Raw genomic sequence first — 26,544 nt, forward strand, 5'->3', positions numbered from 1 at the left:
GTAACCCCGTGAGTAGCCCTTTCTGGAGTGATATTGTTGCAAGGCTGGATCCCTATGTACCCGGGGAGCAGCCTAAGCTGGCCAACCTGACCAAGTTGAACACCAATGAAAACCCCTATGGACCGTCACCCCGGGTTCTGGAAGCCATCGCCGGAGAGTTGGGGGATAGCCTTCGCCTCTACCCTGACCCTAGCGGTACATTACTCAGACAGGCGGTGGCAGATTACTATGGTGTTGATCTGGCTCAGGTGTTCCTGGGCAACGGTTCAGATGAGGTGCTGGCCCATATTTTTCAGGCACTGCTCAAGCACGAGGAACCGGTTCTTTTCCCGGATATCACCTACAGTTTTTACCCCGTCTACTGCGGTCTGTATCAGGTGAATTATCAACGGATACCGCTGGGCAGCGATTACCGCATTCAGGTGGCGGACTACCTGTGCAGTAATGGCGGCATTATCTTTCCCAATCCGAACGCGCCCACCGGGATACTACTGTCGTTGCCGGAAATTGAATGGTTGCTGAAAAAAAATCAGCGGTCGGTTTTGATAGTGGATGAAGCCTACATTGATTTTGGCGGAGAGACAGCGGTTTCCCTGGTCGGGCGTTATCCCAATCTGCTTGTGACTCAGACGCTGTCAAAATCGCGCTCACTGGCTGGCCTACGGATCGGTTTTGCTATCGGCGATGTTGCTCTGATCGAGGCGTTGGAGCGTGTGAAGAACAGTTTTAACTCCTACCCGCTCAGTCGTCTTGCCATTGTTGGAGGCGCTGCGGCCTTCGCCGATGAGGACTATTTCCGCGAGGTCTGCGAGCAGGTTGTTCGTAGTCGTGAAACGTTGGCCTCTGGCCTGAAATCACTGGGTTTTGAGGTGCTGCCATCCTCCGCGAACTTTCTGCTGGCGACCTGCCCGTCCCGGGATGCAGTCGAGCTTGCGGCGCGATTACGTGAAAAGGGTATTATTGTTCGTCACTTCAGGCAGCCAAGAATAGAACAGTTTTTGCGGATTACTATTGGCACAACCGAGCAAAACCGTCGGCTGTTGGATGTTTTGGTCGAATTGCTCAAACAGTAATTCCTGGAGCTATTCGGGCGGTGGTCGGGTGCCTGTCACCGCCATGATTGTGCTTTTTTGCCCTTCCCTTATAACCTCCAGTTTGACGGAGTCACCGGGTGAGAGATCGGCGATCAGATTCATGCTTTTTTCATTGTCTACCACCCAGTAATCATTGATACGGGTGATAATGTCCCCCGGCTGCAGACCTGCCAGATGAGCGGGACTGTTGATGTAAATGCTGGTAATCACAAGTCCCGATGGCGGATCCATGCCCAGTTTCGTCGCCGCCAGCCTGGTCAGTGGGCGGGCTTCGACGCCAAGCCAACCGCGGATTACATAGCCGTGTTCAACGATATCCTGTAGAACCTTTACTGCCGTATTGGCGGGGATGGCAAAGCCGATGCCCACCGAATAGCCGGTCTTGTCGAGAATGGCGGCATTGATACCGAGCAAGTTGCCAAAAGCGTCCACCAGTGCCCCGCCAGAATTACCCGGGTTGATGGCTGCATCAGTCTGGATGAAGTTTTCAAACGTGTTGAGTCCCAGACCATTGCGACCAGTAGCGCTGATAATGCCCTGGGTGACCGATTGTCCGACCCCGAACGGGTTGCCTATGGCCAGTGTGACGTCACCCACCCGGGGCATAGAGGCCGCATCAATATTGATAGGTATCAGGTTGTCGAGATCTATCTTTAGCACAGCCAGGTCTGTATCCGGGTCCTTGCCGATGACCTTGACCATTGCCTCTCGACCATCCTGGAGCTGGACGACGATTTCATCTGCTTCGGTCACCACATGGTTGTTGGTCAGAATGTAGCCGTCTTCGGTCAGGATGACCCCGGAGCCCAGAGATGACTGCATGCGCTGTTGTTGCGGCAGGTTGCTGTTGCTGAAAAAGCGGCGGAAGAAAGGATCGTCCAGTAACGGGTGGCGGGGGCGCTCGAGCGTTTTACGCGTATAGATGTTGACGACCGATGCCGATGCCCGTTGTACTGCAGAGGCGTACGAGGCCGGTCCCTGCCACTCTCCGGAAACGCCAGGTGACAAACCCCTGGTTTCCATTTTGACTGCGTTGTTGAGCGTTTCCGGCAGTAATAACATGAACAGTGCGGCCGCAAGCAGGCCGGCAACTACAGGCCAGCTGATATAGCGCAACACTCTAAAAATAAAAGACACCACAGGCTCCGCGAGCTCACAAAGAGCGCATTATGTCACAAACCGCACAGCGGGAGGCTTTGATGGATCGCTTTGTTCCCGTTCCCCGTCAGCTCACTTTAAGCGTCGGGTCATCATTGTCGTCGGTATCTTCTGCGGTATCATTTGCCACTTTTGCGCGGAGATTGTCGCGGGATGCGCTGTCATCTCTGAGCCCGTATTCTTCGCTGAGAATGCCGCCTGGGACCTTGGGTGCGTAATCTTTCGGCGGTTCTGGTATTTCTGTGGGCAACATTGTGCCGCGCTCCTCAAGGCGTCCAAACCCGGCATCGACCATTTTCTTGCTGGTGTCGGCGCCGGTCAACCGCATGGCGCTGGCAGAGAGGTACTCGTGAACATCGCGGTAGCTGTGTGACAGGTTGTTGAACAGCTCGGAGGTTTTGATGAAATGCTCGGTTACCTCGTGTTCGTAATCCTGGAGCTGTTCCTGTGCTTCCTTGAGTTTGTGCTCGGTGGCTTTGCGTTCTTGCTCCCCGGGGTGAAGGGTTCGCCCGGTCAGCAGGCCAACAACCAAGCCGCCTAACGCACACAGCAAGCCAATCAATAATACAGTCGGGGTATCCAAGCGACCACCTCCAGAGATATGCAGCGGATTTTGACGTGTAGTCTGAAAGAAGCTCTATCTGGAGGCAACTGTTTTTTGAAGAGGCTTTCGTGTGTTCCCTGACGCTGTCGTATGGCAATGATGTCATGCTCACTGTGTGAGTAACGGGTTGCGATTATCCTTTTGCACGGCTAAAGTTCCCGGCCTTGTTTTCTGCATTCTTCCATTGAACCAGTCAATTATGATTCGGGCGTCTGTTCACACACACACACCTTTGCAGCGATATCAGCAGGATTTGCTGCAGGCCTCTTTCAGCTACGATCCTGCCCAGGAGCAGGCAGTGGCTTTGCTACAGGCGCTCTATGAAAAATTATTGGAGCAAAATGCCCGGATAGCAAATCACTCGATTTTTCAACGAGTCAGAGCGTACTTTCGATCTACCCGGCCCTTTGTGCCGGTCAAGGGGTTGTATTTCTGGGGTGGTGTGGGCCGCGGTAAAACCTACCTGATGGATAATTTTTTTGAATCCCTGCCCTTCGAAGAGAAAATGCGCGCGCATTTCCATCGTTTTATGCGCCGGGTTCATCGGGAGCTGCGCCTGCTGGACGGTGTAAAAAATCCATTGGAAAAAGTCGCTGACAATATCGCTGCTGAAGCCAGGGTGATTTGTTTTGACGAGTTTTTTGTCGCTGATATCGCTGATGCAATGTTGTTGGGAGGGCTGCTGAAATTGCTGTTCGAGCGTGGGGTGACATTGGTGGCAACATCCAATATTGTCCCTGATCTACTCTATGAAAATGGTCTGCAGCGGCAACGCTTCCTGCCCGCCATTGCACTGCTCAATACGCATACCCAGGTTGTTAATGTTGATGGTGGCGTCGATTATCGATTGCGTACCCTCGAGCAGGCCCAGTTGTACCACGCGCCTCTGGATGATAGAGCGCAGCGGGCTATAGAAGCGGCTTTTGGCAGCCTTGTGCCAGCCAGTGGTGAAGTGCAAGTGGCTGTGGATATCACCATCGAAGGGCGAGACATTCCCTGTCGCGCGGTTGCTGAAGATGTCGTCTGGTTTGACTTTGATGTGATATGCAATATCCCGCGTAGCCAGAATGACTATATCGAGCTGGCCCGTGAATTCCATGCGGTGCTGGTCACTAATGTTCGGCAAATGGGGCGCGGCAACGAGGATCAGGCGCGGCGTTTTATCAACCTGGTAGATGAATTTTATGACCGGAATGTTAAGCTGGTGCTGTCCGCCGAGGTGCCATTGCCCGCATTGTATACAGAAGGTCGACTGGGTTTTGAGTTTGAGCGAACCCGTAGTCGCTTGCTCGAAATGCAATCACACGAGTATCTGGCACGACCACATCGCCCCTGACGGGGTCGGTCTCAGGAGCCTTGCAGGCAGGGACTGTCCCGTTTGATTCGACAATATTCTTTTAGGCAAAATTATCCTTGAAAAGGGTAGGGGTGGTCTGTAAAATGCGGCCTCCTTTTAGGAAGGCCAGAAACTTTCAGGCAGGAAAAAATGAAAACATTTAGTGCAAAGGCCGAAACCGTCCAGCGCGACTGGTTTGTTGTAGATGCGGCTGACAAAACATTAGGTCGTTTGGCTGTCGAGATTGCCTCTCGCCTTCGTGGTAAACACAAGCCGGAGTTCACTCCGCATGTGGATACCGGCGACTATATTGTCGTTGTGAATGCTGAGCGGGTGCGTGTGACAGGCAATAAGGCCAGAGACAAAATTTATCACCACCACACCGGTTATATCGGTGGGTTGAAGTCCATTAGCTTTGAAAAGCTGATCGCCAAGGCTCCTGAGCGGACTATCCAGACAGCTGTGAAAGGCATGCTGCCTAAAGGTCCGCTGGGTCGCGCTATGTTTAAGAAGCTCAAAGTATACGCAGGCACCGAGCATCCCCACACCGCTCAGCAGCCGCAAGAACTGAACATCTAACGGATTGTTAATTATGGCAGACACCCAATATTACGGTACCGGCCGTCGTAAAACCTCCTCCGCCAGAGTCTTTCTGAAATCCGGAGCTGGTAACATCGTGGTCAACGACCGCACTCTCGATCAGTATTTTGGCCGTGAGGTGGCGCGTATGATTGTGCGTCAGCCGCTAGAGCTGGTGGATCGTGCTACCACATTCGACCTCAATATTACCGTCGCTGGCGGCGGCAGTTTTGGTCAGGCGGGTGCTATTCGCCATGGTATTGCGCGTGCGTTGCTGCAATATGATGAGGGTCTTCGGGGTCAACTTCGGACAGCTGGTTTTCTGACCAGAGATGCCCGTGAAGTGGAGCGTAAAAAAGTGGGTCTGCGCAAAGCCCGCAAGCGCCCCCAGTTCTCCAAGCGTTGATCGATCATTTTGTTCACGGAAAACCCGGCTGTATACAGCCGGGTTTTTTTATGTTTTAAAACAGACTATTACCTACTTTGTATAGGGTTTTGTCTTGTAATAAAAAGTGGTTTTCTTTACTATTGCACGCCATTTTGCACAGATAAAATTTGCCAACCTTTGCTGCTAACGGGAGTGCGTCATGAGCAATGACGGTATTAATCAGGGGCGTAGACGTTTCCTGACGGGGGCCACTTGTGTGGTGGGTGCCGCTGGGGTCGTAGGGGCTGTTATTCCCTTTGTGGGTTCCTGGAACCCAAGTGCCAAGGCAAAAGCCGCTGGTGCTCCGGTAAAAGCCAATATTTCAAAAATCGAACCCGGTCAGATGGTGACCGTCGAATGGCGTGGTAAACCGGTATACATTGTTCGCCGCACCCAGCAGGCGCTCGATAACCTCAAGGGTCGCGAAGAGCTCAGGGACCCGTCGTCCGAGGCATCCGATCAGCCTGCCTACGTGGACGCCGAGCACCGTGCGATTAAGGAAGAGTACCTGGTGCTGGTGGGCCTGTGTACACACCTGGGTTGTGCTCCAATGTTTCGTCCCGATGTGGGTGCTCAAGACTTGGGCGGTGCCGAGTGGCTGGGGGGCTTTTTCTGTCCCTGCCATGGCTCTAAATTTGACCTCGCCGGTCGGGTTTACAAAGGGGTTCCCGCACCGACAAATCTGGTAGTCCCTCCGTATTCCTACGAGAGTGATGGTGTGGTTGTCATTGGTGTAGATCAGGAGGCAGGCTAATGAAAGCGTTGGTGTCTTTACGTGATTGGGTAGATGCGCGCCTGCCAATCGTGCGTGCGTGGAATACCCACATGGGTGAGTATTACGCTCCGAAAAACTTTAACTTCTGGTACTACTTTGGTGTTCTCTCACTGGTGGTATTGGTCATTCAGCTGGTTTCCGGTATCTGGTTGCTGATGAGCTATCAGGGTTCCGCTGAAACTGCATTTGCTTCAGTAGAGTACATCATGCGTGATGTGGACTACGGCTGGATTATCCGCTACATGCACTCCACAGGGGCATCGGCATTTTTCGTTGTTGTATATCTGCACATGTTCCGTGGCCTGCTCTACGGTTCCTACAAGCCACCTCGGGAACTGGTCTGGATTTTTGGTATGACGATTTACGTAGCCCTGATGGCGGAAGCCTTCCTCGGTTATGTGCTGCCCTGGGGGCAAATGTCCTACTGGGGAGCCCAGGTGATTATCTCGCTGTTTGGTGCGATACCCGTGGTTGGTGAAGACATCGTGCAGTGGGTTCGTGGTGATTACCTGATTTCCGGCATTACGCTGAATCGTTTTATGTCACTGCACGTGGTTGCGCTGCCGATTATTCTGCTGGCGTTGGTGGTGTTGCATATTCTGGCGCTACACGAAGTCGGGTCGAACAACCCCGATGGTGTTGAAATCAAGAAAAACAAGAATGCCGACGGTGTCCCTGTGGACGGTATTCCTTTCCACCCATTCTATACCGTGCACGATTTGGTACCGATTGTCGTATTCCTCTTTGTATTCTGCTTTATCCTGTTCTTTGTGCCGGAAATGGGTGGATACTTTCTTGAGCATGCCAATTTCGAGATTGCAGACCCACTGAAGACGCCCGCACACATTGCGCCAGTCTGGTACTTCACGCCCTTTTACTCCATGTTGAGAGCGGTGCCCGACAAATTTGCCGGCTTCATGGTCATGGCAGCAGCAATCGCCATTATGTTTGTGCTGCCCTGGCTTGACCGCAGTCCGGTCAAATCAATCCGGTATAAAGGCCTGTTCAGTCGGTATGCTGTTCTGGTGTTCGCTGCCTCTTTCATTATTCTGGGTGTGCTGGGTGTCAAGGCTCCGACACCAGCTCGCACCTTTCTGGCGCAGGTTTGTACTGTCCTGTATTTCCTGTTCTTCCTTGCAATGCCGATCTGGACCCGAATGGAGAAAACCCAGTCAGAGCCGAAGCGAGTGACTACCGATGGTGGCTTTGGTTTCTGGAAATCCATGGGTGGATTGTTGATAGTTATACTGCTGGCCTGGTTGCCACTGAAAGCGGTCGGTGCGGAGTCGGAATATCATTGCGGCACCATTCCCTGTGATGAATTCGAGGCCGACCCCTCAGACAAGGTGTCCTTGCAGCGAGGCGCCAAGCTGTTTGTGAACTACTGCATGGGTTGTCACTCAGCTGAGTACTCACGTTGGGGCCGGGTCGCCTCAGACCTGAAAATGCCCGCTGGTCTGGTGATGGACAATCTGGTGTTTGCCGATCAGAAGATCGGGGACTTGATGAAAATTGCCATGACCAAGAAAAAAGGTAAACAGTGGTTTGGTGCCCCGCCGCCAGACCTCACCATGATTACCCGCGCCCGTACATCCGAATGGGTGTATACTTACCTGCGACATTTCTACGCCGATCCGAACCGTCCGATGGGCGTCAATAACAAAGTGTTCAAGGATGTGGGCATGCCGCATGCCTTGCTCGATCTTCAGGGACTTCAGGAGTGCGCGCCGGGACCCGTGGTCGCCGCCAATGGTGGTGTGAAGCGAGATCCTTTGACCCGCGAGGAAATCCTCGAAGACAATTGCGGGCGTTATACACTCGTTCAGGAAGGGGCTCTGTCTCCGGAGGAATACGACCAAGCGGCATATGACTTGGTAAACTTTCTTTCCTACACCGCAGAACCAATGGTCGAGGATCGCAAGAGAATCGGCACCTACGTTTTGCTCTTTCTTGCCTTCCTCTTCATCTGGGTTTGGTTGCTGAACAGGGAATACTGGAAAGAGATTCACTGATTTCAATGGGGATGGCTGCCGTATGGCCGCCATCCAACTGCCAATAACAACATAACTGAGGTTTTATTATGGGGGTTGTTGCAAAACGATCTTCGATGACGTTTTTTTCTGACCCTACATGCCACTACAGCCATCGTGTACGTATTGTTTTGGCAGAAAAAGGGGTCACGGTAGACATCGAAAATGTCGACGGCAAAAATTTGCCCGAAGATGTACTTGAACTGAATCCCTACGCATCCCTCCCTACCCTGGTAGATCGGGATCTGGCACTCTATGAAACCAAAGTGATGATGGAGTATCTCGACGAGCGATTCCCTCACCCGCCATTACTGCCTGTCTATCCCGTGGCCAGAGCGTTGAGCCGCCAGTTCATGCACCGTATTGAGCGGGATTGCTGTAGTCAACTGGATTTTATTATTGGCAGCAGTGACAACAAGGCAGTCGAAATAGCCCGCAAGGAGCTTTGTGACAGCTTAACAAGCATTGCACCGATCTTTGCCGATCTGCCATTTTTTATGAGCGAAGAGTTCACGCTGGTCGACTGCTGCCTCGCACCTATTTTGTGGCGATTAAAGCACCTTGAGATTAAACTGCCATCAAATCGTCAGACAAAGCCTTTACAGGACTATATGAAACGATTGTTTGACCGGCCGTCCTTTGCAGAAAGTCTGTCAGAGTTTGAAAGGGACATGTGAAAACCCTGTGTGGCCGGAAAGGATCTTGAAAAGGGGGCATGATATGTCCCTTTTTTCGTAAACTGCAGCACAGAGATATTGGGCCGAAATTACTGTCATGAGCATGACGTCGAATAAAGCTTATCTGGTTCGGGCATTCTATGACTGGATTGTGGATAACGACTGCACTCCCTACATAGTCGCCGATGCCTTTTATCCAGGGGTTGCTGTTCCCCAGCAACATGTCAGTGACGGACAGATTGTGTTGAATCTGGCACCGCGAGCAATAACCTCGTTGGTGATGGACAACCGGATCATTTCCTTTACTACCCGATTTGGGGGGGTGCCGAGTACGATAGAGTTACCTGTGCAGTCTATATTGGGCATTTATGCTCGTGAAAACGGTCAGGGTATGATGTTCGAGCCAGAGACTGGCCACGATCCTCAACCACCTGCCGGGCCGGGTCCTGTGAAATCTGTACCATCGAAAGAGAAACCTTCAGGAGGGATTGCTGGAGACAATGGCAAAAAACCCTCTCTCAGAATTGTAAAATAGAGGTCTCAATTATGTCAGATCCAATTGTCATTGCCGGTATGGCAAGAACGCCTATCGGTAGCATGCAAGGGCAGTTTACCGGTGTTCCCACAACAGAGCTCGGTGCCGTGGCCATCAGGGCTGCCATTGAACGGGCAGGGGTTGCCGGAGAGCTGATTGACTCCGTGGATATGGGTTGTTGTCTCACGGCTGGCCTCCGGCAGGCACCGGCTCGCCAGGCTGCCATTGGTGCGGGATTGCCGCCGAGTGTGGGTGCCACTACCCTCAATAAGGTATGTGGCTCCGGTATGAAAGCGGTGATGAATGCCTGTGACAGCCTGACACTGGGTAATGTGGATGTGGCTGTAGCCGGTGGAATGGAGAGCATGACTAACGCCCCATACCTGATGACCCAAGGTCGCAGTGGTTACCGGTTTGGGCATGCGCAGATTTTTGACCACATGACAATGGATGGCCTTGAGGATGCCTACAATGGCGAAGCGATGGGTATTTTCGCCGAAAAATGTGTCAGCAAATTCGGTTTTACCAGGGAGGAGCAGGACGCTTTTGCCGTGTCCTCACTGGAGCGGGCTCAACGGGCGATCAAGGACGGCAATTTTGAGGATGAAATTGCGCCTGTAACCGTCAAGACCCGCAAGGGCGAGGTAGTCTGTTCAATCGATGAGCAGCCTGGCAAGTCAGTTGCCGATAAAATCTCGCAGATGCGCCCTGCGTTCATCAAAGATGGCACTGTGACAGCGGCCAATGCCAGTTCCATCAGTGATGGCGCTGCGGCCCTGGTGTTGACCCGTCTTTCTGTTGCAGAAAAGCTGGGCATGAAACCCCTGGCAACCATTCACGCTCACAGTACCCATTCTCAGGAACCCGAGTGGTTTACAACCGCTCCGGTAGGTGCCATCAATAAGCTGCTCGCGAAAGTGGCCTGGAGCAAGGACGATGTGGACCTGTTTGAAATTAACGAAGCCTTTGCTTGTGTCACTATGGCGGCCATGAAAGAGTTGGGTTTGCCACATGAAAAAGTCAACATTCACGGTGGAGCCTGTGCCTTGGGTCACCCCATTGGCGCCTCGGGTGCACGGATTATTGTGACTCTTCTGGGTGCTTTGCAAACTTACGGGAAGCGCAAGGGTGTGGCAGCTATCTGTATTGGTGGTGGAGAAGCCACTGCGATGGCCGTCGAACTGATTTAGCCACTCCCGAGTAATTAAAAAACCGGCCCGGCTGATCAGCCGGGCCGGTTTTTTTATAGATGGGACTGTTAATCGATATATTCAAAAACCTTCACAACCCGCTGAGCGCCGCGGGTCTTGCTGGCAATCAGGGCAGCATGGTCGGCGGTACTATGTGTCACGAGCCCCATCAGGTAGATCACACTGTTTTCGGTGATCACTTTTATGGTCGACGATTTCAGGTTTTTTTCAGCAATCAGCTTGGCCTTTACCTTGGTGGTTAGCCAGGTGTCATTGCTTCTCGAGATCAGGGATGTTGGGGTGCGTATCTGCAGTTCATTATGTACTTGGCGGACGCCGCGAAACTTTCTTGCCGTATCACCCGCCAGTGTACGAAGATCTCCGGTAGCCACTTCACCGGTCAGCAGAATCACGCCATTGTATGCTGTAATGTTGACGTGAGCGCTTTCAAGGTCTGTGTGGGCTTTCTTGATATTGACACCGATAAGCGTTTCCATCTGCCAGTCATCAATATCGGTGCCCAGCGAGGTGGACGAGGGGTCGGGCTTGATTGGCTCGTCGGTGGTTGCATGGATAATACTGGTGCAGCCCGAGAGAGCCAGCATACCCGCGAGTAACAGAGGTGCCAGACGTGGCAACATCAAGAATTTCCTCCAAACAATTGTTGATCAATAAGCTCACAAAGACAGAACAGGCTCAATAAATGAATTTCGCTGATGCGATGTCGGTCATGATGATCAACGCGAATTTCAATATCGTCGCCGCTCAGCAATGCCGACAGGTCGACATCGCCTGTACCAGTAAAACCAATGACAGAAATGCCGCGGTCATGGGCGGTGTGAATCGCCTGTACCAGATTGCTTGGGTTGGTCCCGAGGCTGAAAATGACCAGTACATCCTCTGCCTGGCCCAGGGTTTTCAGTTGTCTGCTGAAAATTTCACTGACACTGTGATAATGACCGATAGCAGTAATTGTAGAGCTATTGCTGTTCAGGCAGATTACCGGTAGACCCGGCCTTTCCAGTTTATATTGCAGTAACAGGGATTGTGAAAAAATATTTGATAGTGAGGCGGAGAGGCCATTGCCACAACAGAGTATCTTCTGCCCCTGGAGTAACCGTTGAACCGCCACTGTGCTGGCTTCGGCAATCAGTGGTGCCAGTATCTCGCCACAAGCCATTTTCGCTTCAATGCTCTCGTGAAATAGCTCAATAACACTGGATTCCATAGGTTTTCTTTGGTTTTCTGGGGTTAGTGGTCAAAGGCGTTTGGTAGCCATTCTACCTGATAAGATGGGTCATTAGTGATGTCTTTGCAGAGGCACACCGCGTCAAAACGGCAGGCTACCTTGTCCCACGTCTGGGTGGCTTGTAAAAAATGCCTGGCCGCTGCAATGATTCGCCGTTGTTTCCTGTGATCAATACTATAGATTGCACCACCGAAGGCGGCATGGTTGCGCAGTCGAACTTCGACAAAGACCACGGTCTGACCCTCCTGCATTATCAGGTCGATTTCTCCCTGTGGGGTCCGGTAATTCCGATGTAGCGTCACCAGGCCCTGCCCTTCCAAAAATGTTCTGGCCCATTGTTCGGCAATAGCACCGCTCTGGTTTGAGCGGGCTGGTGGTTTCCCTTTCATCATTTGAAAATTCCTTTTTTCTGATGCTTTTCCCCGTATGTATTTTCCCGATAACCGGAACAGTTTTTCACTGCTATCAAGGGGTTTGATGTGAGGAAGCCGCCTGATGCTCGGCTTCAGGGATTTTTTTCTGCAATTGTATGGCGGGAACCACCCTGCCATTTTTAAAAATGCCCCAGGGCTGTTCACGTTCAATGGTGTCCGGTGGCGTCAGATATAACATGCCGGTGTTCCCGGGGAGTCGGATATTGGGAAACAGCAACATCTGTCCCAGCCATTGGTGCAAATGGTAGGTATCAATGCCCAGCGCAAACATATGCCGGTAAATAGGTTCAAGATCTTCTGCTGGTCCCATAGAGTCGGCACTGTAGCCGGGGAGTGTCCAGGGCATGGCGCTGAAACGAACCCCGTCCAGATCGCGATTGCGTCCCGGATCCTGTATGCCGCTAAAAAGTTGGGAAGTGCCATAAACCTGGAGATCACTGGCGAAAAGAAAATCCAGTGTGGGTTTGATCTGTCGTGCCTGATTGGGTGAGGCGATCAGAAAAACCATATCCAGATCCTGGCGCCGCCTGGGTGTATGAGCCAGTTGTTTTCCGAGTAAACGCTGTAAGCGGTTATTGCGCTCACTACTCTGTTCAATCTGAAGTGTGGGCTTTAGCAACGCGATGAAATCGCTCTGGGATGCTCCGTAGGCGGGAACTTCGACCAGCGTGCCCCCTCGCTCTTGCCAGCGCTCCCTGAATGCTGCCAATGCACGTATTCCCGAGCTGGAGTCTGGCGTGATGGCTAGTGCGAATCGGCGTCCTTCGAGCCATGCCCGGTCGGCGACCTGACGTGCTTCAGCGGTGGAGGAAAGGCCAAATTGAAAAAAATTCTGGTGGACTTCGGTGCTGGGTGTATCCAGATAATTGAGCGCCACTGTCGGTACCGGCAGCTCCGGAAGGGCGAGTAATTGGGCAACTTTTTCCCGTTGTACCGGGCCTATGATCAGCTCGGCCCCATCGCTGATAGTCTGCTGGTAGAGTGGGCCGATGTCGTCGCTGGAGGACGTGTCGTAGAAACGTATTAATGGTGTCTTGCCGCTAGCCCCTCTGACGTCATACCAGGCGGACAGTATGCCGCCGCGAATGGCCTTGCCCGCTTCTGCAAGGGAACCCTGTAGTGGTAGCAGCACTGCAATCTGTTCAGGGAGATTATTCGCGACTTCCTGCAATGCCGTGAGTGATGGTGGCGGATTCAGAGCAGCGGGATGCTCCGACCACTTGATTTGCCAATCTGTTATCTCGCGGAGCTGTTTGTCCATATCGCCCTGGTTTTCCCGAACCCTGCTGGCAAGTGTGTACCAGCCCTGTAACAGCTGATCGGATTCTGTTGCCTGCAATGCCGCCAGGTGCTGCTGTGAAATGTGGGTCAGCAATCGCCATATCGCTTCGGAAATGGCTGTCTGCTCCCCGGGTGATGTCACTAGGCTGGAAAGTTCCGCGTAAGCGCGAATGCTTTGCTCATCTTCCCCCAATAGTGAAAACAGCTCTCCGCGCAGTTTTTGCCACTTAACCCGGAGGCTGGTCGGCAGTTGACCAGTATTGGCCGAGAATTCCGGGTCCGTGAGCAAGTCCCTGGCGAGAAAAAACCGTTCCTGACCCATGGCCACTTCGGTGAACAGCAGGTGGAAGTCCACAAGGCGTTGACCGGAGAGTGCATTCTGATCAATTGATGACAATACCTTTAGGGCCTGTTGGTTGTCCCCCGCGAGTACCAGAAGCTCGGCAGCATCCAGTTGGTGGAGTTGTCGGTGCGGTGCTATGCTGTTCGCGGCCAGTGAGAGCGCCTGTTCGGCGCGCTCTGCGGGACTCAGGGGTGTCGCCGGACCGGTTTTAGGTGTGTCGCGGCCCGTCTGAGTGCAGCCGCCGAGCACTAAAACCAGTCCCAGCAGCACCATCGCTGTTATTCTGAATTTGAACATAGGTGTCATTTCTTATGCCGGGTCAATTGTATGTGGTGGCCACGCCCATTGGTAATCTGGGTGATATGGTACCCCGAGCCGTTGAGGTTCTCCATGCGGTTGATCTCATTGCTGCAGAGGATACCCGTCACAGTGGTCGATTGCTGAAACATCTCGGCATCGATACACCGCTGGTTGCCTATCACGATCACAGCGATGAGCGACAGATGGGCCGGGTTCTCGATATGCTGGTACAGGGCCAGACGGTGGCGCTCATCTCGGATGCGGGAACGCCGTTGATCTCTGATCCAGGCTACCGCCTGGTCAGAGAGGCCCGGTTGCAGGACATCAGGGTCACGCCGATCCCCGGTGCCTGCGCCGCTATTGCAGCCCTGAGCGCTTCTGGCTTGCCCAGTGACCGATTCAGTTTTGAGGGGTTCCCGCCGCCAAAAACTGCTGCCAGAGTGAAAAGATTTGAAACCCTTGCCGAATCAGCCCAGACAATGATTTTTTATGAGTCCCCTCACCGGATACTCGACACACTTAGGGATATGATTACCACCTTCGGCCCCGACCGTGAAGCCGTGCTGGCCAGAGAAATAACCAAGACCTTCGAGACATTCCTGACCGGTACCCTGACGACAATATTGCAGCAGGTTTGTGCGGACAGCAACCAGCAAAAGGGCGAAATGGTGGTGATGGTGAAAGGGAACGTTGATGCTGTCAGTGCGTCCGAGGCAGAGCAATTGAGAATCCTGAAAACGCTGCTGGATGATCTGCCCGTCAAACAGGCTGCTGCACTGGCGGCCAGAATTACCGGCGGCCGGAAAAACGCGCTTTACCAGTTGGCGCTTTCATTGCGCCCCGATTGAAGCCGGTCCGGGTATGGCCGGTCAGGCACTGCAGGCCAGTGCAATGGTTTCCGGGCTGATTTGCCTGAATTGCCGGACAGGCTTGCCCGATGTTTTGCCAGCACACCATTCGGCAATGCGCGCGATATCTTTTTGATCACCCTTGTAGTGGGCTCCGTGCATTTCGACCATGCCGAGGCCCTGGCCGGCAGCGTTGAGGTAATTGCACGAATTGCGCAGGCTGCCGATGACCGGAAGTCGAAACTGTTTGGTCAACGCTTCTGCCTGTCTGGCGGTGGTGACAGTTCGCGGCACACGATTCAAGACCATGGCGATAGTCTGTTTGGACGGCAGCATCCGCTGCAGTTGCTGGACGGTAGTGGCAATGGCGTGCAAATCAAATTCGGCCGTTAACACCGGCAAAAGTATAGCGGTCGCCTCACGCAGCAATGGGCTAAGATTATCCAGATCCGGTCTGGCTGGCGTGTCGAGAACCAGCACTTCCGTATTGCGGGGTGGCTGAATTGCCCAGCTGCGAGTGACATTTTGTGGTGCGTGGTGTGCATCCACCAACTGAACGTAGGAGGCTGTCTCTGGCCGTTTGTGAGCCCAGAACACGCTCGAGCCCTGGGGGTCCAGGTCCATTAATGTGGTTACTTTGCCCCGATGGCTGAAATAACTGGCCAGGTTGGTGGACAGTGTCGTTTTGCCGCAGCCTCCTTTGGGGTTCATTACCACGATTCTTTGCATCTCTTTGGTCCCGTATGATTCGCAAGATTACCTAGGCTACCCAACAACGCTTCGCAGAAACCACGATCAGATCAAAAAATGACCAATACGCCTGCTGTGCAATGAGTTTTTTGCCGCTTTTGCCAATCGCCAGCGGGGCTGGCTTCGTGCTAACCTTGCCGCGGGAGTTGGCCAGGCAACCGCCGCTTTAATTTCTCGCTATCTCCGCAGGTGATGGTGGGAGTGAAGGGGAGGAAAGTCCGGGCTCCATAGGGCAGAGTGCCAGGTAACCCCTGGGGGGCGTGAGCCTACGGAAAGTGCAGCAGAGAGCAGACCGCCGATGGCCGCAATACGTTGTGGCACAGGTAAGGGTGAAAGGGTGCGGTAAGAGCGCACCGCGCAACTGGTAACAGTTTGTGGCACGGCAAACCCCGCTCGGAGCAAGACCAAATAGGGATCCTTTGGCGTGGCCCGCGCTGGATCCGGGTAGGTTGCTTGAGGTGTACGGTGACGTGCACCCTAGAGGAATGGTTGTCCAAGACAGAACCCGGCTTATCGGCCAACTCCCATTTTTTACTCCCCCTTTTTTTGAGTAGCTTGTTCCTCGGCTTGATGGGCGGTGCTCATGTTCGCGTTGAGTCCCTGGAACTTATCAAAGTCGACAGCCCAATGCCGCCGGAATACAGTACCGGGATCAACCCGTTTTCGCCTCTCTGATTTGATCAAAAAATAATCAAAAAAATCTTCCTGTGTGTTTGCCCGTGCATCGTTATTTGAAAGTTAATGTAAAACATTAACGGAAGATTCTAGCGAATTGTTTATCTTCGCTATATTTTTCAACAAGCTTTTCTGTCTGCTGTTCTTAATCGCAAGTTGTTGAGTTTTCGAAACATTTTTCGTGATTCGGGTCCCTTTTTTTGCCTTGACATTGGTCTTGGTCAGCATATAGTGACGAAAAGTGGGTAAAAGTGGGGCGAAGTGGGTTTTCTCACCTAATCCTCCTGTCATTTCGAGTCGGGCGATAGCAGTGTTCAGAGGCAGCAACGAAATTAATGTGGATACCAAGGGGCGAATGGCCATGCCCGCGCGGTACCGTGCCTCCCTGGAAGCCAGCTGTGGTGGCTGCCTGATTGCCACTATCGATATACAGGATAAATGTCTGCTGATCTACCCGCTACAGGAATGGGAAAAGATTGAAGAAGAAATAGCGGAACTGCCTTCCTTCAACCCGCTGACGCGCAAGTTGCAGCGAATCCTGATCGGCCATGCCCGAGAGCTGGAACTGGACAGTAACGGACGTGTTCTGATCCCCCCGGAGTTGCGCCAATACGCGCAACTGGACAAGAAAGTGGTGCTGGTAGGCCAGCGCCACCGCTTTGAGTTGTGGAGCGAAGAAAACTGGAATTCCGGTAGAGAGAGCTGGCTGGCTGACAGCGAAGGCGATCTGCAGATACCGGTAGAAATGCAATCCCTGTCACTGTAATGCTGAGGTAAGGGGCTATGTCGGCACAGGTCGAACACACGACCGTTCTGCTGGACGAGGCAGTTTCTGCCCTTGTCACCGACCCCGACGGTTTTTACGTGGACGGCACTTTCGGCCGGGGCGGGCACGCGACCAGAATTCTCGCTGCGCTGAGTGCGCGGGGTCGGCTGATGGGAATCGACAAAGACCCGGTGGCCTGTAAGGTTGCCAGCGAAAAATTTGCCCAAGACAAACGCTTTCAGATAGTTCGTGGCTCCTTTGCGCAGTTGGCTGAAATGGTCTCGGTCCAGCATAGGTTAGGCGAAGTTCAAGGGGTGCTACTGGATCTGGGTGTTTCCTCTCCCCAGCTGGATGATGCATCGCGGGGGTTCAGTTTTCTTCGCGATGGGCCTCTGGATATGCGCATGGATCCGGAATCCGGTATCAGTGCGGCCGACTGGCTGGCAACCGCAGAAGAGCAGGAGATCACACGGGTGCTGCGCGACTACGGCGAAGAGCGCTTTGCCCGGCGTATGGCGAGGGCCATTATTGCCGCCCGCAACGAGCAACCAATTACCCGCACTGCGAGGTTGGCCTCGATTGTCGCTGAAGCCAATCCCTCCTGGGAAAAGGGCAAACACCCCGCGACCCGGGCTTTTCAGGGCATCCGAATTTTTATTAACCGCGAGCTGGAAGATCTTGAGCTCGCGTTGGCATCAATTCTGGACGTGCTCGCAGTTGGTGGGCGGCTGGTAGTTATCAGTTTTCACTCGCTGGAAGATCGGATCGTTAAGCGGTTTATCCGGGAGAAAGAACGCGGCAAGCCGCTGCCAAAAGGACTGCCCATCATGGAGAAAGATATTGTTCGGCGGATGCGCTCTGTGGGCAAGGCAAGTAAACCCGGTTCGGCTGAAGTGGCCGCTAACCTGCGTTCCAGAAGTGCCGTGATGCGTGTTGCGGAGAAACTGTCGTGATTGCCAGGCGCCCTTTAACCGTTCGCACGGGCGGCTGGCTGCCGGTGCTGTGGCTGTTGTTGGTGCTCTCGGCACTGTCGGTGATCTATGTCAGTCACCTGTGTCGCCAGCTCTACAACGAGCTGGCCAAACTTGAACAGGAAGCCAATGCGCTTCAGGTTGAGTGGGGCCGCTATTTGCTGGAGCAGAGTTCTTGGGCTTCGCTGAGTCGCGTGGAGCAACTGGCCAAATCGGAATTGCAGATGCGGGTGCCGAAACCCGGTGAAGTTATTGTGGTGCGTGCCGGAGAGAAAGTGGAATGAGTGGCATCAGGCCCAACAAGCTCACCATTCAGCGCTGGCGTTACATGCTGGTGGTGATGGTGCTGGCGATTCTGCCGGTGGCAGGTTTCTGGCATATCGCCAGCCTGCAGGTGTTGCCGGACGTCGATCGCGGTTATGAGTTTTTGCAGATACAGGGGCAGGCGCGCACAGTCCGGACCGAAACGATTCCGGCCTATCGGGGCGTCATTACCGATCGTCGCGGCGAGCCGCTCGCTGTCAGTACACCGGTTGTAACACTCTGGGCCAATCCAAAGTTGATGGATAACCAGGCGCCCGAGCTCACCGAGCTGGCCAGTTTGCTGTCTATTACCCGGGAGGAGCTGCAGCAGCGACTGGCTCGTTATGACAACAAAGAGTTTATGTATCTGGCGCGTCAGGTGACACCCGAGCAGGCGGAGCAGGTACTCAAACTTGAAATGCCAGGAGTGTTTGGTCAGCCGGAATACAAACGGTTTTATCCTGCCGGAGAAGTTGCAGCCCAGTTGGTGGGCTTTACCAATATCGATGATCGTGGTCAGGAGGGTATGGAGCTCGCCTACGACCACCTGTTAACCGGTGTGCCCGGGGCAAAGCAGGTTCTCAAGGATCTCAAGGGTCGGGTAATCAAGGATCTGGCGCTGGTGCACAGCGAAAAGCCGGGACAGAATCTGGCCCTCAGTATCGACCTGCGCCTGCAATATGCCGCCTACCGTGAACTCAAGGCGGCGATGGGTAAATTCAAGGCCGTCTCGGGTTCGGTGGTTATACTGGATGTGCGAACCGGCGAAGTGCTGGCGATGGCCAATCAGCCGTCTTTCAACCCCAATGATCGCAGCCAGCTGAGTTCTGATGCGCTGCGCAATCGCGCAGTGACCGATCTGGTAGAACCCGGCTCCACCATGAAGCCGTTCACTGTGCTGGCAGCACTGGAAAGCGGCAAGTATTCACCCGAAACCCTGATTGATACCAATCCCGGCTCAATACGGGTCGGCAGAAAGACTTTCTACGATCATCGCAACTATGGGGTGATTGATCTGACCACGCTGTTGACCAAATCCAGTCAGGTAGGCACCACCAAGCTGGCACTGGATCTTGAGCCGGAGCATATTCGGGAGATGTTCTACCGGGTGGGGATGGGAAAAAGTCCCGGCACCGGATTCCCCGGAGAGAGCCCTGGCAGCCTGCCTGACTACCGTCGTTGGCCCTCAATCGAGCGGGCCAACTTCGCTTTTGGCCACGGGTTTTCTGCCACGGCATTACAGCTGGCCCAGGCCTATGCCGTGATCGCCAGCAACGGTCTGAAAAAACCGGTATCGCTGCTCAGTGTGAATGATGTCCCGGTCGGCGAGCAGGTGGTGGATCCAGAGCTGACTGCCACCATGCGAGAGATGATGACCCATGTCACCCAAACGGGCGGTACAGCCACCCGGGCGGCGATCAGTTCATACGATGTGGCAGGAAAAACCGGCACGGTGCACAAGGTGGGCAAATTTGGCTACGAGAAACATCGCTATGTCTCGATGTTTGCCGGGATGGTGCCTGCTGACAACCCGCGGCTGGTGACCGTAGTGGTGATCAATGATCCGCGGGGTGACGATTATTTTGGCGGGGCAGTGGCTGCGCCAGTATTTTCCGAAGTGACTGCCGATGCCCTGAGAATGCTGAAAATTCCGCCATCGTTGGAAAGTGTCCAGCAGGAAGTGGTGTTGAACAATCGTCAGCCCGGAGATGCCACGTGATGACATCATCCGCGAACACGCCGCTGCCAACACTGGCAACCCTGTTGCCGGGGATGTCTCTGCCTGCCGCATTGGCCGGCATATCTGTTAAAGGGTTGTGTCTCGACAGTCGCCTGATCGAACCGGGCCAACTATTTATCGCGATTCCCGGTACCAGAGCCGATGGCCGCGACTACCTGCCCCAAGTACTGGCAGCCGACGCTGTCGCAGCACTGGCCGAGGCGGATGGGCTCGATTGCCGGGACCCGCGAGTGATCCCGGTCGAGGGCCTGAATCGTCAGCTGAGCGAGCTGGCGGGACGTTTTTATGGCGATCCCTCGGCGTCACTGTTACTGACCGGCATCACTGGCACCAATGGTAAAACTACCTGCAGTCTGTTGTTGGCGCAGTTATTCAGTCTGGCGGGTTATCCGGCCGGAGTAATCGGTACGCTGGGTTGTGGCGTGGCGCGCGACGGTCAGGTGGCACTCACTGAAACCGGTATGACCACACCGGATGCCATCACGCTACAGGCGCTGTTGGCGGATTTTGTCAATGCGTCGGTAGATCGTGTGGCGATGGAGGTGTCCTCCCACAGTCTCGATCAATGCCGGGTGTCGGCCCTGGAGTTTGATACTGCGGTATTCACCAATCTGAGTCGCGATCATCTGGATTATCACGATGATCTGGCGAGTTACGCTCATGCCAAATCGCGGCTGTTCACCCTGCCGGGATTGTCCCACGCAGTGATCAACATTGATGACCCGGTGGGTGCAGAAATGACCTTGCAGTTGCCCGCATCCGTCGCTTTGTATACCTACTCACTGTGCAATCCTGCCGCTGCTGTGTATGCCTCGGACATCACCTTTTCCGCCAGTGGCCTGCAGGCCAATGTAATAACGCCCTGGGGGGAGGGCTTGCTCGTCAGTCCTCTGCTGGGCCGTTTTAATTTACAAAATCTGCTGGCGGTATTGGCCGCTGCCTGCATTCAGGGTCTGCCCCTGGAGCAGGTGTTGAGCGTGTTGCCGGGGTTGCAGTCAGTGACAGGTCGTATGGAGAAAATCACCAAAGGCGTCGGGCCGATGGTGATAGTGGATTATGCCCACACGCCAGCTGCCCTGGAGCAGGTGTTGCTCACCTTGCGCGAGCATTGCAAAGGCCAGTTGTGGTGCGTATTTGGTTGCGGCGGTGATCGTGATCGGGGCAAACGTGGGCAAATGGGTGCAATCGCCAGCCAGCTGGCTGATCGAACCATAGTGACCAGCGACAACCCGCGCAGTGAAAAGCCCGACGAGATCATTGCCGATATTGTTCGGGGCGTCGCAGCAGGTGCTGTCGTGGACGCCATTGCCGATCGCGCTCTGGCCATTCAGAGCGCGGTTTGGGAAGCGGCCGATGCCGATGTCGTGCTGATTGCTGGCAAGGGGCACGAACACTACCAGTTGATCGGTGCCGAACGGTTGCCGTTCAGCGATCAGGCACAGGCCAGGCTGGCGCTGAAGCAGCGAGGGGGGTGTCGATGATTCAGCCGATGACCCTGACGATGGCAGCGCAAACGTTTGGCGGCACACTCATGTATCCCGATTGTGAATTTAGCGCGGTCAGTACGGACAGCCGTCATATCCGTGAGGGCGATGTGTTTGTCGCCTTGCGCGGTGAGCGCTTCGATGCCCACAATTTTCTGCCTGATGTGGCCACCCGAGCCTCCGGAATGGTCGTGGAATACGCCGACAGGGACATCAATCTACCCCAGTGGGTCGTGCCGGATACGACGGTGGCGCTTGGCCAGCTCGCATTGTTGAACCGCCGACGCTTCCACGGGCCGGTGGTGGCGATTACAGGCAGTAGCGGCAAAACCACCGTCAAGGAGATGGTGGCCGCTATTCTCGGCGAATGTGGCTCCGTGCTGGCCACAAAAGGCAATCTGAATAACCAGATTGGTGTGCCGCTGACTCTGCTCAGTCTCACAGCCAAACACCGTTTTGCCGTGATCGAAATGGGTGCCAGCGGGCCGTCGGAAATCAGCTACTTATGCAGTCTGGCGAAGCCGGATGTGGTGCTGGTGAATAATGTACTGCCCGCACATGTGTCAGGTTTTGGCAGTCTGGAGAGGATTGCCAGCGCGAAGGGAGAAATATACAGCGGCGTCTGCTCTGAAGGCACCGCCGTGATCAATCTCGATGAAAGCTGGGCGCCCCAATGGCGTGCGGCCACTCTGGCCAGGGTAGTCAGCTACTCCCTCGTCAACGAATCCGCAGATTTTCGTGCCAAAACCATGGTGTCAGACCCGCAGGGCTGTTACTCGTTTGTGCTGGTGACCCCCGTCGGCGAAGCCGCGGTACAGCTTGCGGTCAGCGGTCGCCACAACGTTGCCAACGCGCTGGCCGCGGCGGCCTGTGCCCATGCAGCGGGTGCCGACCTAGGCGCAGTTGCCGCCGGCCTGAACAAAGTCCGGGCAGTGCCGGGTCGTCTGCACAGGCAGGTGTTGGCCTCTGGCGGCACGCTGATTGATGACAGCTACAACGCTAACCCCGGTTCCGTAAAAGCCGCAGTGGATACCCTGATGACTATCCGCGGAAAACAGATTCTGGTGTTGGGCGACATGGGTGAGCTGGGCGACAACGAAGCTGCACTGCATGGTGAAGTGGGGCGTTATGCCGCTGACAGGGGTGTCTGTCACCTGCTCGCAGTCGGGCCTTTGTCGATCAATACGGTTCGCGAGTTTGGTGAAGGGGCCGAACATCTAGACAGCAAGGAACAGCTGCTGGAAAGATTAAAGAGCCTGCTGGATAAAGATGCCGTGGTGTTGGTGAAGGGATCGCGTTTCATGGCCATGGACACTGTGGTGAAGATGATAACGGAACTGGGGGAACACTAGCCATGTTGCTTTTACTGGCAGACTACCTGACACAGTACTTCACCGTTTTCGGCGTGGTGAAGTACCTGACATTTCGCGGCATTCTCGGTGCGCTCACCGCGTTGGGACTGTCATTGGTGCTGGGTCCGATGATGATCCGCCGGCTCAACCATCTGCAGATTGGGCAGTCGGTGCGCAACGATGGCCCACAGAGCCACCTCAGTAAATCCGGCACACCGACCATGGGTGGCGCACTGATTATTCTATCCATTTTTATCAGTGCGCTGCTCTGGTCCGATCTCACTAACCGTTATGTCTGGGTGGTTCTGGCGGTGATGCTGGCCTTCGGCGCCGTTGGCTGGGTGGATGATTATCGAAAAGTGGTGGAAAAAAATTCCCGTGGCCTGCCGGCCCGGTGGAAATATTTCTGGCAGTCGGTTGCGGGATTTGGGGCTGCCTTTTTTCTTTATTACACCGGTAGTACCGGTGCGGAGAACGAACTGATCGTACCGTTCTTCAAGGAGGTGGCGCTGCCACTGGGCCTGTTCTATGTGCTGCTGGCGTATTTCGTGATCGTGGGTAGCAGCAACGCTGTCAACCTGACCGATGGCCTGGATGGGTTGGCGATCATGCCCAGTGTCGTCATCGGTGGTGCACTGGGGGTGATCGCCTACGCCGTGGGCAATGCCCAGTTTGCCAGTTATCTGCACATTCCCTATGTGGTGGGCGCGGGCGAACTGGTGGTGTTCTGCGCAGCACTGGGTGGTGCCGGTCTCGGTTTTCTCTGGTTCAACACTTACCCGGCCCAGGTATTCATGGGGGATGTGGGTGCGCTGGCGCTGGGGGCGGCACTGGGTACCATCGCAGTGATCGTGCGCCACGAAATTGTGTTTTTCATTATGGCGGGTGTGTTCGTACTGGAAACCGTCTCGGTGATCATGCAGGTGGCCTCCTTCAAATTGACCGGACGGCGGATTTTTCGCATGGCGCCGATCCATCACCATTTTGAACTGAAAGGTTGGCCGGAGCCGCGCGTGATTGTGCGTTTCTGGATTATTACGCTGGTGCTGGTGCTGTTTGGCCTGGCTACCCTGAAGCTGCGTTAAGGGAAGGATACGGGAGTGGCAATGACGCAATTAATCGCTAGTAGCAAACTGAAGGTGGTCGCCGGTCTCGGCGTCACCGGTTTGTCCGTGGCGCGTCATTTAAACGAGATGGGTGAGCGGTTTGTGGTGCTCGACAGTCGCACCAACCCACCCTGCCTGGCACAGCTACAAAGCGAACTGCCCGAGGTGTCGCTGGTCCTGGGCGAGTTAAACGACGACGCCTTTCTGGGTGCCGATGAAGTCATTCTCAGCCCCGGGTTATCGCGCCAGCATCCGGCGGTAAAAACAGCCGTTGAGGCCGGGATTCCGGTGATTGGCGACATTGAGCTGTTTGCCCGGTGCACGAGTGCGCCGATCGTCGCCATCACGGGTTCCAACGGCAAAAGTACCGTCACCACTCTGGTGGGGGAGATGTTTGCGGAAGCCGGCATCGACGCCGCCGTGGGCGGTAATCTAGGCGTGCCCGTGCTCGATCTGCTGGCGCCCAACGTCGCTTATTACGTACTGGAGCTGTCCAGTTTTCAGCTGGAGTCTGTGCTGGCACTGAATGCCGAAGTCGCCACTGTGCTGAACATCAGTCTCGACCACATGGATCGCTATCAAAGTTTGTTGGACTACCATCAGGCCAAGCACCGGATTTTTATCGGGGCTCGCCAGGTGGTGACCAATCGCGACGATCGGCTCAGTGCGGCTCTGGTGGGCGATACCGTCAAACAGTGGAGTTTCGGGCTCGATCAGCCCGATTTCAAAGGCTTTGGCCTGCGTCAGCACCAGGGCGAGCCTTGGTTGTACTACCAGTTTGAACCGCTGATGGCGGAGCGGGAACTGGGTATGACGGGGCGACACAATACCGCCAACGCACTGGCGGCCCTGGCACTGGGGACGGCAGCCGGTTTGCCAATGGACCCAATGCTGGCCGTGTTGCGGCGTTTTGAAGGCCTGCCTCACCGCTGTCAGCGGGTGGCGACGCGTAACGGTGTCACCTACATCAACGACTCCAAGGCCACTAATGTCGGAGCCACCCTGGCGGCAATCGCCGGCCTCCGCGGTGCTGACAATCTGGTGCTGATCGCCGGTGGGCAGGGCAAGGGGCAGGATTTCGCCCCGCTGGCCAGCGCCCTGCAGGGTGCGGTCAGGCAACTGATTCTAATGGGTGAGGACGCAGCGGTGATTGGTGATGCAGTGGCTGGGACCGTTCCCGTTCTATTTGCCACTGGTCTCGATGCGGCAGTCAAGGTCGCCGCACAGGTTGCCAAATCCGGAGACATCGTGTTGTTGTCACCGGCCTGTGCCAGTTTTGATATGTTCCAGGGGTTTGCTGACCGCGGTGAACAATTTGTCCGGGCGGCGGAGGCATTGCAATGAACCTTGCTGCTGTCTACTGGCCGCGCATCACCCTGTTCCTGCGGGAGCTCGATCAGTGGTTGTTGTTGTCGACAATCGCTATTGCCACCATCGGATTGGTGATGATCAGTTCGGCCTCCATCAGTTTTGCCGAACACAACCTCGGCGATGGTTTCTATTTTCTCAAGCGCCAGATGTTGTACATGACTCTGGGGCTGGTAGTAGCTGCGCTGTTTCTCTACATGCCATCGCGATTTTGGTATCACAACGCGGTACCTCTGCTGGTGGTCACCATTATTTTACTGGTGGCGGTGCTGATTCCCGGAATCGGTCGCCGCGTCAATGGTGCCCAGCGCTGGATCCCCCTGGGGCCACTCAATCTGCAGGTGTCCGAAGTGGCCAAGTTCATGATGATTCTGTTCATGGCCAGCTATCTGGAACGTTATCAACGGGAGCTGCGTGAGTACTGGAAAAGCATGATCAGGCCGGTACTGCTATTGATAGGTGTCGCTGGTCTGTTACTGCTGGAGCCGGATTTTGGCTCAATGGTTGTGGTGTGCGGCACGGTGCTGGCCATGCTGTTCATCGGCGGTGCAAAGCTTTGGTTGTTCAGCGGGCTGTTGCTCGCCGGTATCGGTGGTATTGCCTCAATGGCGTTGATCTCCCCCTACCGTCTTGAGCGTCTGGTTACGTTCCTCGATCCCTGGGCGCATCAATACGACAGCGGTTATCAGTTAACCCAGTCGCTGATCGCTTTTGGTCGCGGCGAGTGGTTCGGGGTTGGTCTGGGCAACAGCATCCAGAAATTGTTTTTTCTGCCCGAGGCCCACACGGATTTCGTGTTCTCGATCTATGCCGAGGAGTTTGGCCTGATCGGGGTTGCGGTTGTGCTCGGGCTCTACAGTCTGCTGGTGTCGCGAATTGTGCATGTGGCGAGAAAGGCAGTTCGGCAGGAAGACTGGTTTGCCGCCTACAGCTGTTTCGGTATCGCAATTGTGCTGGCGGGCCAGGCGTTTATCAATATCGGTGTCACCTCCGGGCTGTTGCCCACCAAAGGGCTGACACTGCCCTTCATCAGTTACGGCGGCAGCAGCTTGCTGGTGTGTAGTGCCATGGTGGCACTGGTGCTGAGAATCAGCCGGGAGATGGATGATGTACAGGCCGTTGCAAAACAGGTGAGACGTGACAGAGCGGAGTTGTAACAAGGTGATGG

General features: G+C 54.7%; 26 protein-coding genes and 1 other RNA gene. 20 read left to right on the forward strand and 7 right to left on the reverse strand.

Features of this window, described 5'->3' with window-relative positions:
* The first annotated feature begins 8 nt into the window (after positions 1-8).
* The gene (hisC, locus tag U740_RS04315) at positions 9-1,073 is read left to right on the forward strand and encodes a histidinol-phosphate transaminase (RefSeq protein ID WP_036859251.1); all 1,065 of its coding nucleotides are present in this window, start codon (positions 9-11) and stop codon (positions 1,071-1,073) included.
* A gap of 9 nt (positions 1,074-1,082) precedes the next feature.
* Here the strand turns inward: hisC and U740_RS04320 are convergent, their stop codons facing one another.
* On the reverse strand, positions 1,083-2,231 hold the full coding sequence (locus U740_RS04320) for a trypsin-like peptidase domain-containing protein (protein WP_272980885.1): 1,149 nt from the start codon (positions 2,229-2,231) through the stop codon (positions 1,083-1,085).
* A gap of 88 nt (positions 2,232-2,319) precedes the next feature.
* A complete protein-coding gene (locus U740_RS04325) occupies positions 2,320-2,835 on the reverse strand; it encodes a Z-ring associated ZapG family protein (protein ID WP_051921195.1) in 516 nt (171 codons plus the stop codon).
* Positions 2,836-3,055: 220 nt separating this feature from the next.
* Here U740_RS04325 and zapE point away from each other — a divergent pair, with 220 nt between their 5' ends.
* The 8 genes from zapE (at position 3,056) to U740_RS04365 (ending at position 10,405) form a co-directional block, all read left to right on the forward strand.
* Entirely contained in the window at positions 3,056-4,192 is a 1,137-nt protein-coding gene (zapE, locus tag U740_RS04330; protein ID WP_036859252.1) for a cell division protein ZapE, read from the forward strand.
* Positions 4,193-4,342: 150 nt separating this feature from the next.
* Positions 4,343-4,771, forward strand: coding sequence for a 50S ribosomal protein L13 (gene rplM, locus U740_RS04335; RefSeq protein WP_036859253.1), 429 nt, complete (start codon positions 4,343-4,345; stop codon positions 4,769-4,771).
* A gap of 13 nt (positions 4,772-4,784) precedes the next feature.
* Positions 4,785-5,177, forward strand: a complete 393-nt coding sequence (rpsI, locus tag U740_RS04340) for a 30S ribosomal protein S9 (RefSeq protein ID WP_036859255.1) — start codon at positions 4,785-4,787, stop codon at positions 5,175-5,177.
* Positions 5,178-5,358: 181 nt separating this feature from the next.
* On the forward strand, positions 5,359-5,952 hold the full coding sequence (gene petA, locus U740_RS04345) for a ubiquinol-cytochrome c reductase iron-sulfur subunit (RefSeq protein ID WP_036859256.1): 594 nt from the start codon (positions 5,359-5,361) through the stop codon (positions 5,950-5,952).
* Positions 5,952-7,985 (forward strand): ubiquinol-cytochrome c reductase, encoded by a 2,034-nt coding sequence (locus U740_RS04350; protein WP_036859257.1) that lies wholly within the window; start codon positions 5,952-5,954, stop codon positions 7,983-7,985. The genes petA and U740_RS04350 overlap by 1 nt, the downstream gene beginning before the upstream one ends.
* A gap of 68 nt (positions 7,986-8,053) precedes the next feature.
* The gene (locus U740_RS04355) at positions 8,054-8,680 is read left to right on the forward strand and encodes a glutathione S-transferase N-terminal domain-containing protein (RefSeq protein WP_036859258.1); all 627 of its coding nucleotides are present in this window, start codon (positions 8,054-8,056) and stop codon (positions 8,678-8,680) included.
* A gap of 97 nt (positions 8,681-8,777) precedes the next feature.
* Complete coding sequence (locus tag U740_RS04360; protein WP_036859260.1) at positions 8,778-9,215, forward strand: ClpXP protease specificity-enhancing factor; 438 nt, start codon at positions 8,778-8,780, stop codon at positions 9,213-9,215.
* Between the two features lie 11 nt (positions 9,216-9,226).
* On the forward strand, positions 9,227-10,405 hold the full coding sequence (locus U740_RS04365) for an acetyl-CoA C-acyltransferase (protein ID WP_036859262.1): 1,179 nt from the start codon (positions 9,227-9,229) through the stop codon (positions 10,403-10,405).
* A gap of 68 nt (positions 10,406-10,473) precedes the next feature.
* On the opposite strand, the gene U740_RS04370 is transcribed toward U740_RS04365, so the two are convergent.
* The 4 genes from U740_RS04370 to U740_RS04385 form a co-directional block, all read right to left on the reverse strand.
* Positions 10,474-11,046, reverse strand: a complete 573-nt coding sequence (locus U740_RS04370) for a BON domain-containing protein (RefSeq protein ID WP_036859264.1) — start codon at positions 11,044-11,046, stop codon at positions 10,474-10,476.
* The gene (locus U740_RS04375) at positions 11,046-11,633 is read right to left on the reverse strand and encodes a D-sedoheptulose-7-phosphate isomerase (RefSeq protein ID WP_036859266.1); all 588 of its coding nucleotides are present in this window, start codon (positions 11,631-11,633) and stop codon (positions 11,046-11,048) included. The genes U740_RS04370 and U740_RS04375 overlap by 1 nt, the downstream gene beginning before the upstream one ends.
* A 23-nt stretch (positions 11,634-11,656) precedes the next feature.
* The gene (locus U740_RS04380; protein ID WP_235189812.1) at positions 11,657-12,046 is read right to left on the reverse strand and encodes a YraN family protein; all 390 of its coding nucleotides are present in this window, start codon (positions 12,044-12,046) and stop codon (positions 11,657-11,659) included.
* Positions 12,047-12,119: 73 nt separating this feature from the next.
* The gene (locus U740_RS04385) at positions 12,120-14,018 is read right to left on the reverse strand and encodes a penicillin-binding protein activator (RefSeq protein ID WP_081890838.1); all 1,899 of its coding nucleotides are present in this window, start codon (positions 14,016-14,018) and stop codon (positions 12,120-12,122) included.
* A gap of 5 nt (positions 14,019-14,023) precedes the next feature.
* On the opposite strand from U740_RS04385, the gene rsmI reads away from it, so the two are divergent.
* The gene (gene rsmI, locus U740_RS04390) at positions 14,024-14,860 is read left to right on the forward strand and encodes a 16S rRNA (cytidine(1402)-2'-O)-methyltransferase (RefSeq protein ID WP_036859269.1); all 837 of its coding nucleotides are present in this window, start codon (positions 14,024-14,026) and stop codon (positions 14,858-14,860) included.
* Between the two features lie 21 nt (positions 14,861-14,881).
* Here the strand turns inward: rsmI and U740_RS04395 are convergent, their stop codons facing one another.
* A complete protein-coding gene (locus U740_RS04395; RefSeq protein ID WP_081890839.1) occupies positions 14,882-15,589 on the reverse strand; it encodes a ParA family protein in 708 nt (235 codons plus the stop codon).
* 163 nt (positions 15,590-15,752) lie between these two features.
* Between U740_RS04395 and rnpB the strand changes: the two genes are divergently transcribed.
* The 10 genes from rnpB to ftsW all read left to right on the forward strand — a co-directional run bounded on the left by rnpB (position 15,753) and on the right by ftsW (position 26,533).
* Positions 15,753-16,139: RNase P RNA component class A (gene rnpB / locus U740_RS11940), an RNA gene on the forward strand.
* A gap of 456 nt (positions 16,140-16,595) precedes the next feature.
* Complete coding sequence (gene mraZ / locus U740_RS04400; protein ID WP_036859270.1) at positions 16,596-17,051, forward strand: division/cell wall cluster transcriptional repressor MraZ; 456 nt, start codon at positions 16,596-16,598, stop codon at positions 17,049-17,051.
* Between the two features lie 17 nt (positions 17,052-17,068).
* Positions 17,069-18,004 (forward strand): 16S rRNA (cytosine(1402)-N(4))-methyltransferase RsmH, encoded by a 936-nt coding sequence (gene rsmH, locus U740_RS04405; RefSeq protein ID WP_036859271.1) that lies wholly within the window; start codon positions 17,069-17,071, stop codon positions 18,002-18,004.
* Entirely contained in the window at positions 18,001-18,306 is a 306-nt protein-coding gene (gene ftsL, locus U740_RS04410) for a cell division protein FtsL (RefSeq protein ID WP_036859273.1), read from the forward strand. The genes rsmH and ftsL overlap by 4 nt, the downstream gene beginning before the upstream one ends.
* Positions 18,303-20,045 carry a peptidoglycan D,D-transpeptidase FtsI family protein gene (locus U740_RS04415; RefSeq protein ID WP_152556784.1) on the forward strand — a complete coding sequence of 581 codons (1,743 nt, stop codon included), beginning with the start codon at positions 18,303-18,305 and terminating at the stop codon, positions 20,043-20,045. The genes ftsL and U740_RS04415 overlap by 4 nt, the downstream gene beginning before the upstream one ends.
* Positions 20,045-21,547 carry a UDP-N-acetylmuramoyl-L-alanyl-D-glutamate--2,6-diaminopimelate ligase gene (locus U740_RS04420; protein WP_200877102.1) on the forward strand — a complete coding sequence of 501 codons (1,503 nt, stop codon included), beginning with the start codon at positions 20,045-20,047 and terminating at the stop codon, positions 21,545-21,547. Before U740_RS04415 ends, U740_RS04420 begins: the two co-directional genes overlap by 1 nt.
* On the forward strand, positions 21,544-22,902 hold the full coding sequence (locus U740_RS04425; protein ID WP_036859274.1) for a UDP-N-acetylmuramoyl-tripeptide--D-alanyl-D-alanine ligase: 1,359 nt from the start codon (positions 21,544-21,546) through the stop codon (positions 22,900-22,902). The genes U740_RS04420 and U740_RS04425 overlap by 4 nt, the downstream gene beginning before the upstream one ends.
* Before the next feature lie 2 nt (positions 22,903-22,904).
* The gene (gene mraY, locus U740_RS04430; RefSeq protein WP_036859275.1) at positions 22,905-23,987 is read left to right on the forward strand and encodes a phospho-N-acetylmuramoyl-pentapeptide-transferase; all 1,083 of its coding nucleotides are present in this window, start codon (positions 22,905-22,907) and stop codon (positions 23,985-23,987) included.
* A gap of 21 nt (positions 23,988-24,008) precedes the next feature.
* Positions 24,009-25,352: a UDP-N-acetylmuramoyl-L-alanine--D-glutamate ligase gene (gene murD / locus U740_RS04435; RefSeq protein WP_036859276.1), complete on the forward strand. Its 1,344-nt coding sequence runs from the start codon at positions 24,009-24,011 to the stop codon at positions 25,350-25,352.
* Positions 25,349-26,533, forward strand: a complete 1,185-nt coding sequence (gene ftsW / locus U740_RS04440) for a putative lipid II flippase FtsW (protein WP_051921197.1) — start codon at positions 25,349-25,351, stop codon at positions 26,531-26,533. The genes murD and ftsW overlap by 4 nt, the downstream gene beginning before the upstream one ends.
* Positions 26,534-26,544: the final 11 nt, after the last annotated feature.

The organism is Porticoccus hydrocarbonoclasticus MCTG13d (genome assembly GCF_000744735.1).
In the GTDB taxonomy this organism is placed as follows: domain Bacteria; phylum Pseudomonadota; class Gammaproteobacteria; order Pseudomonadales; family Porticoccaceae; genus Porticoccus; species Porticoccus hydrocarbonoclasticus.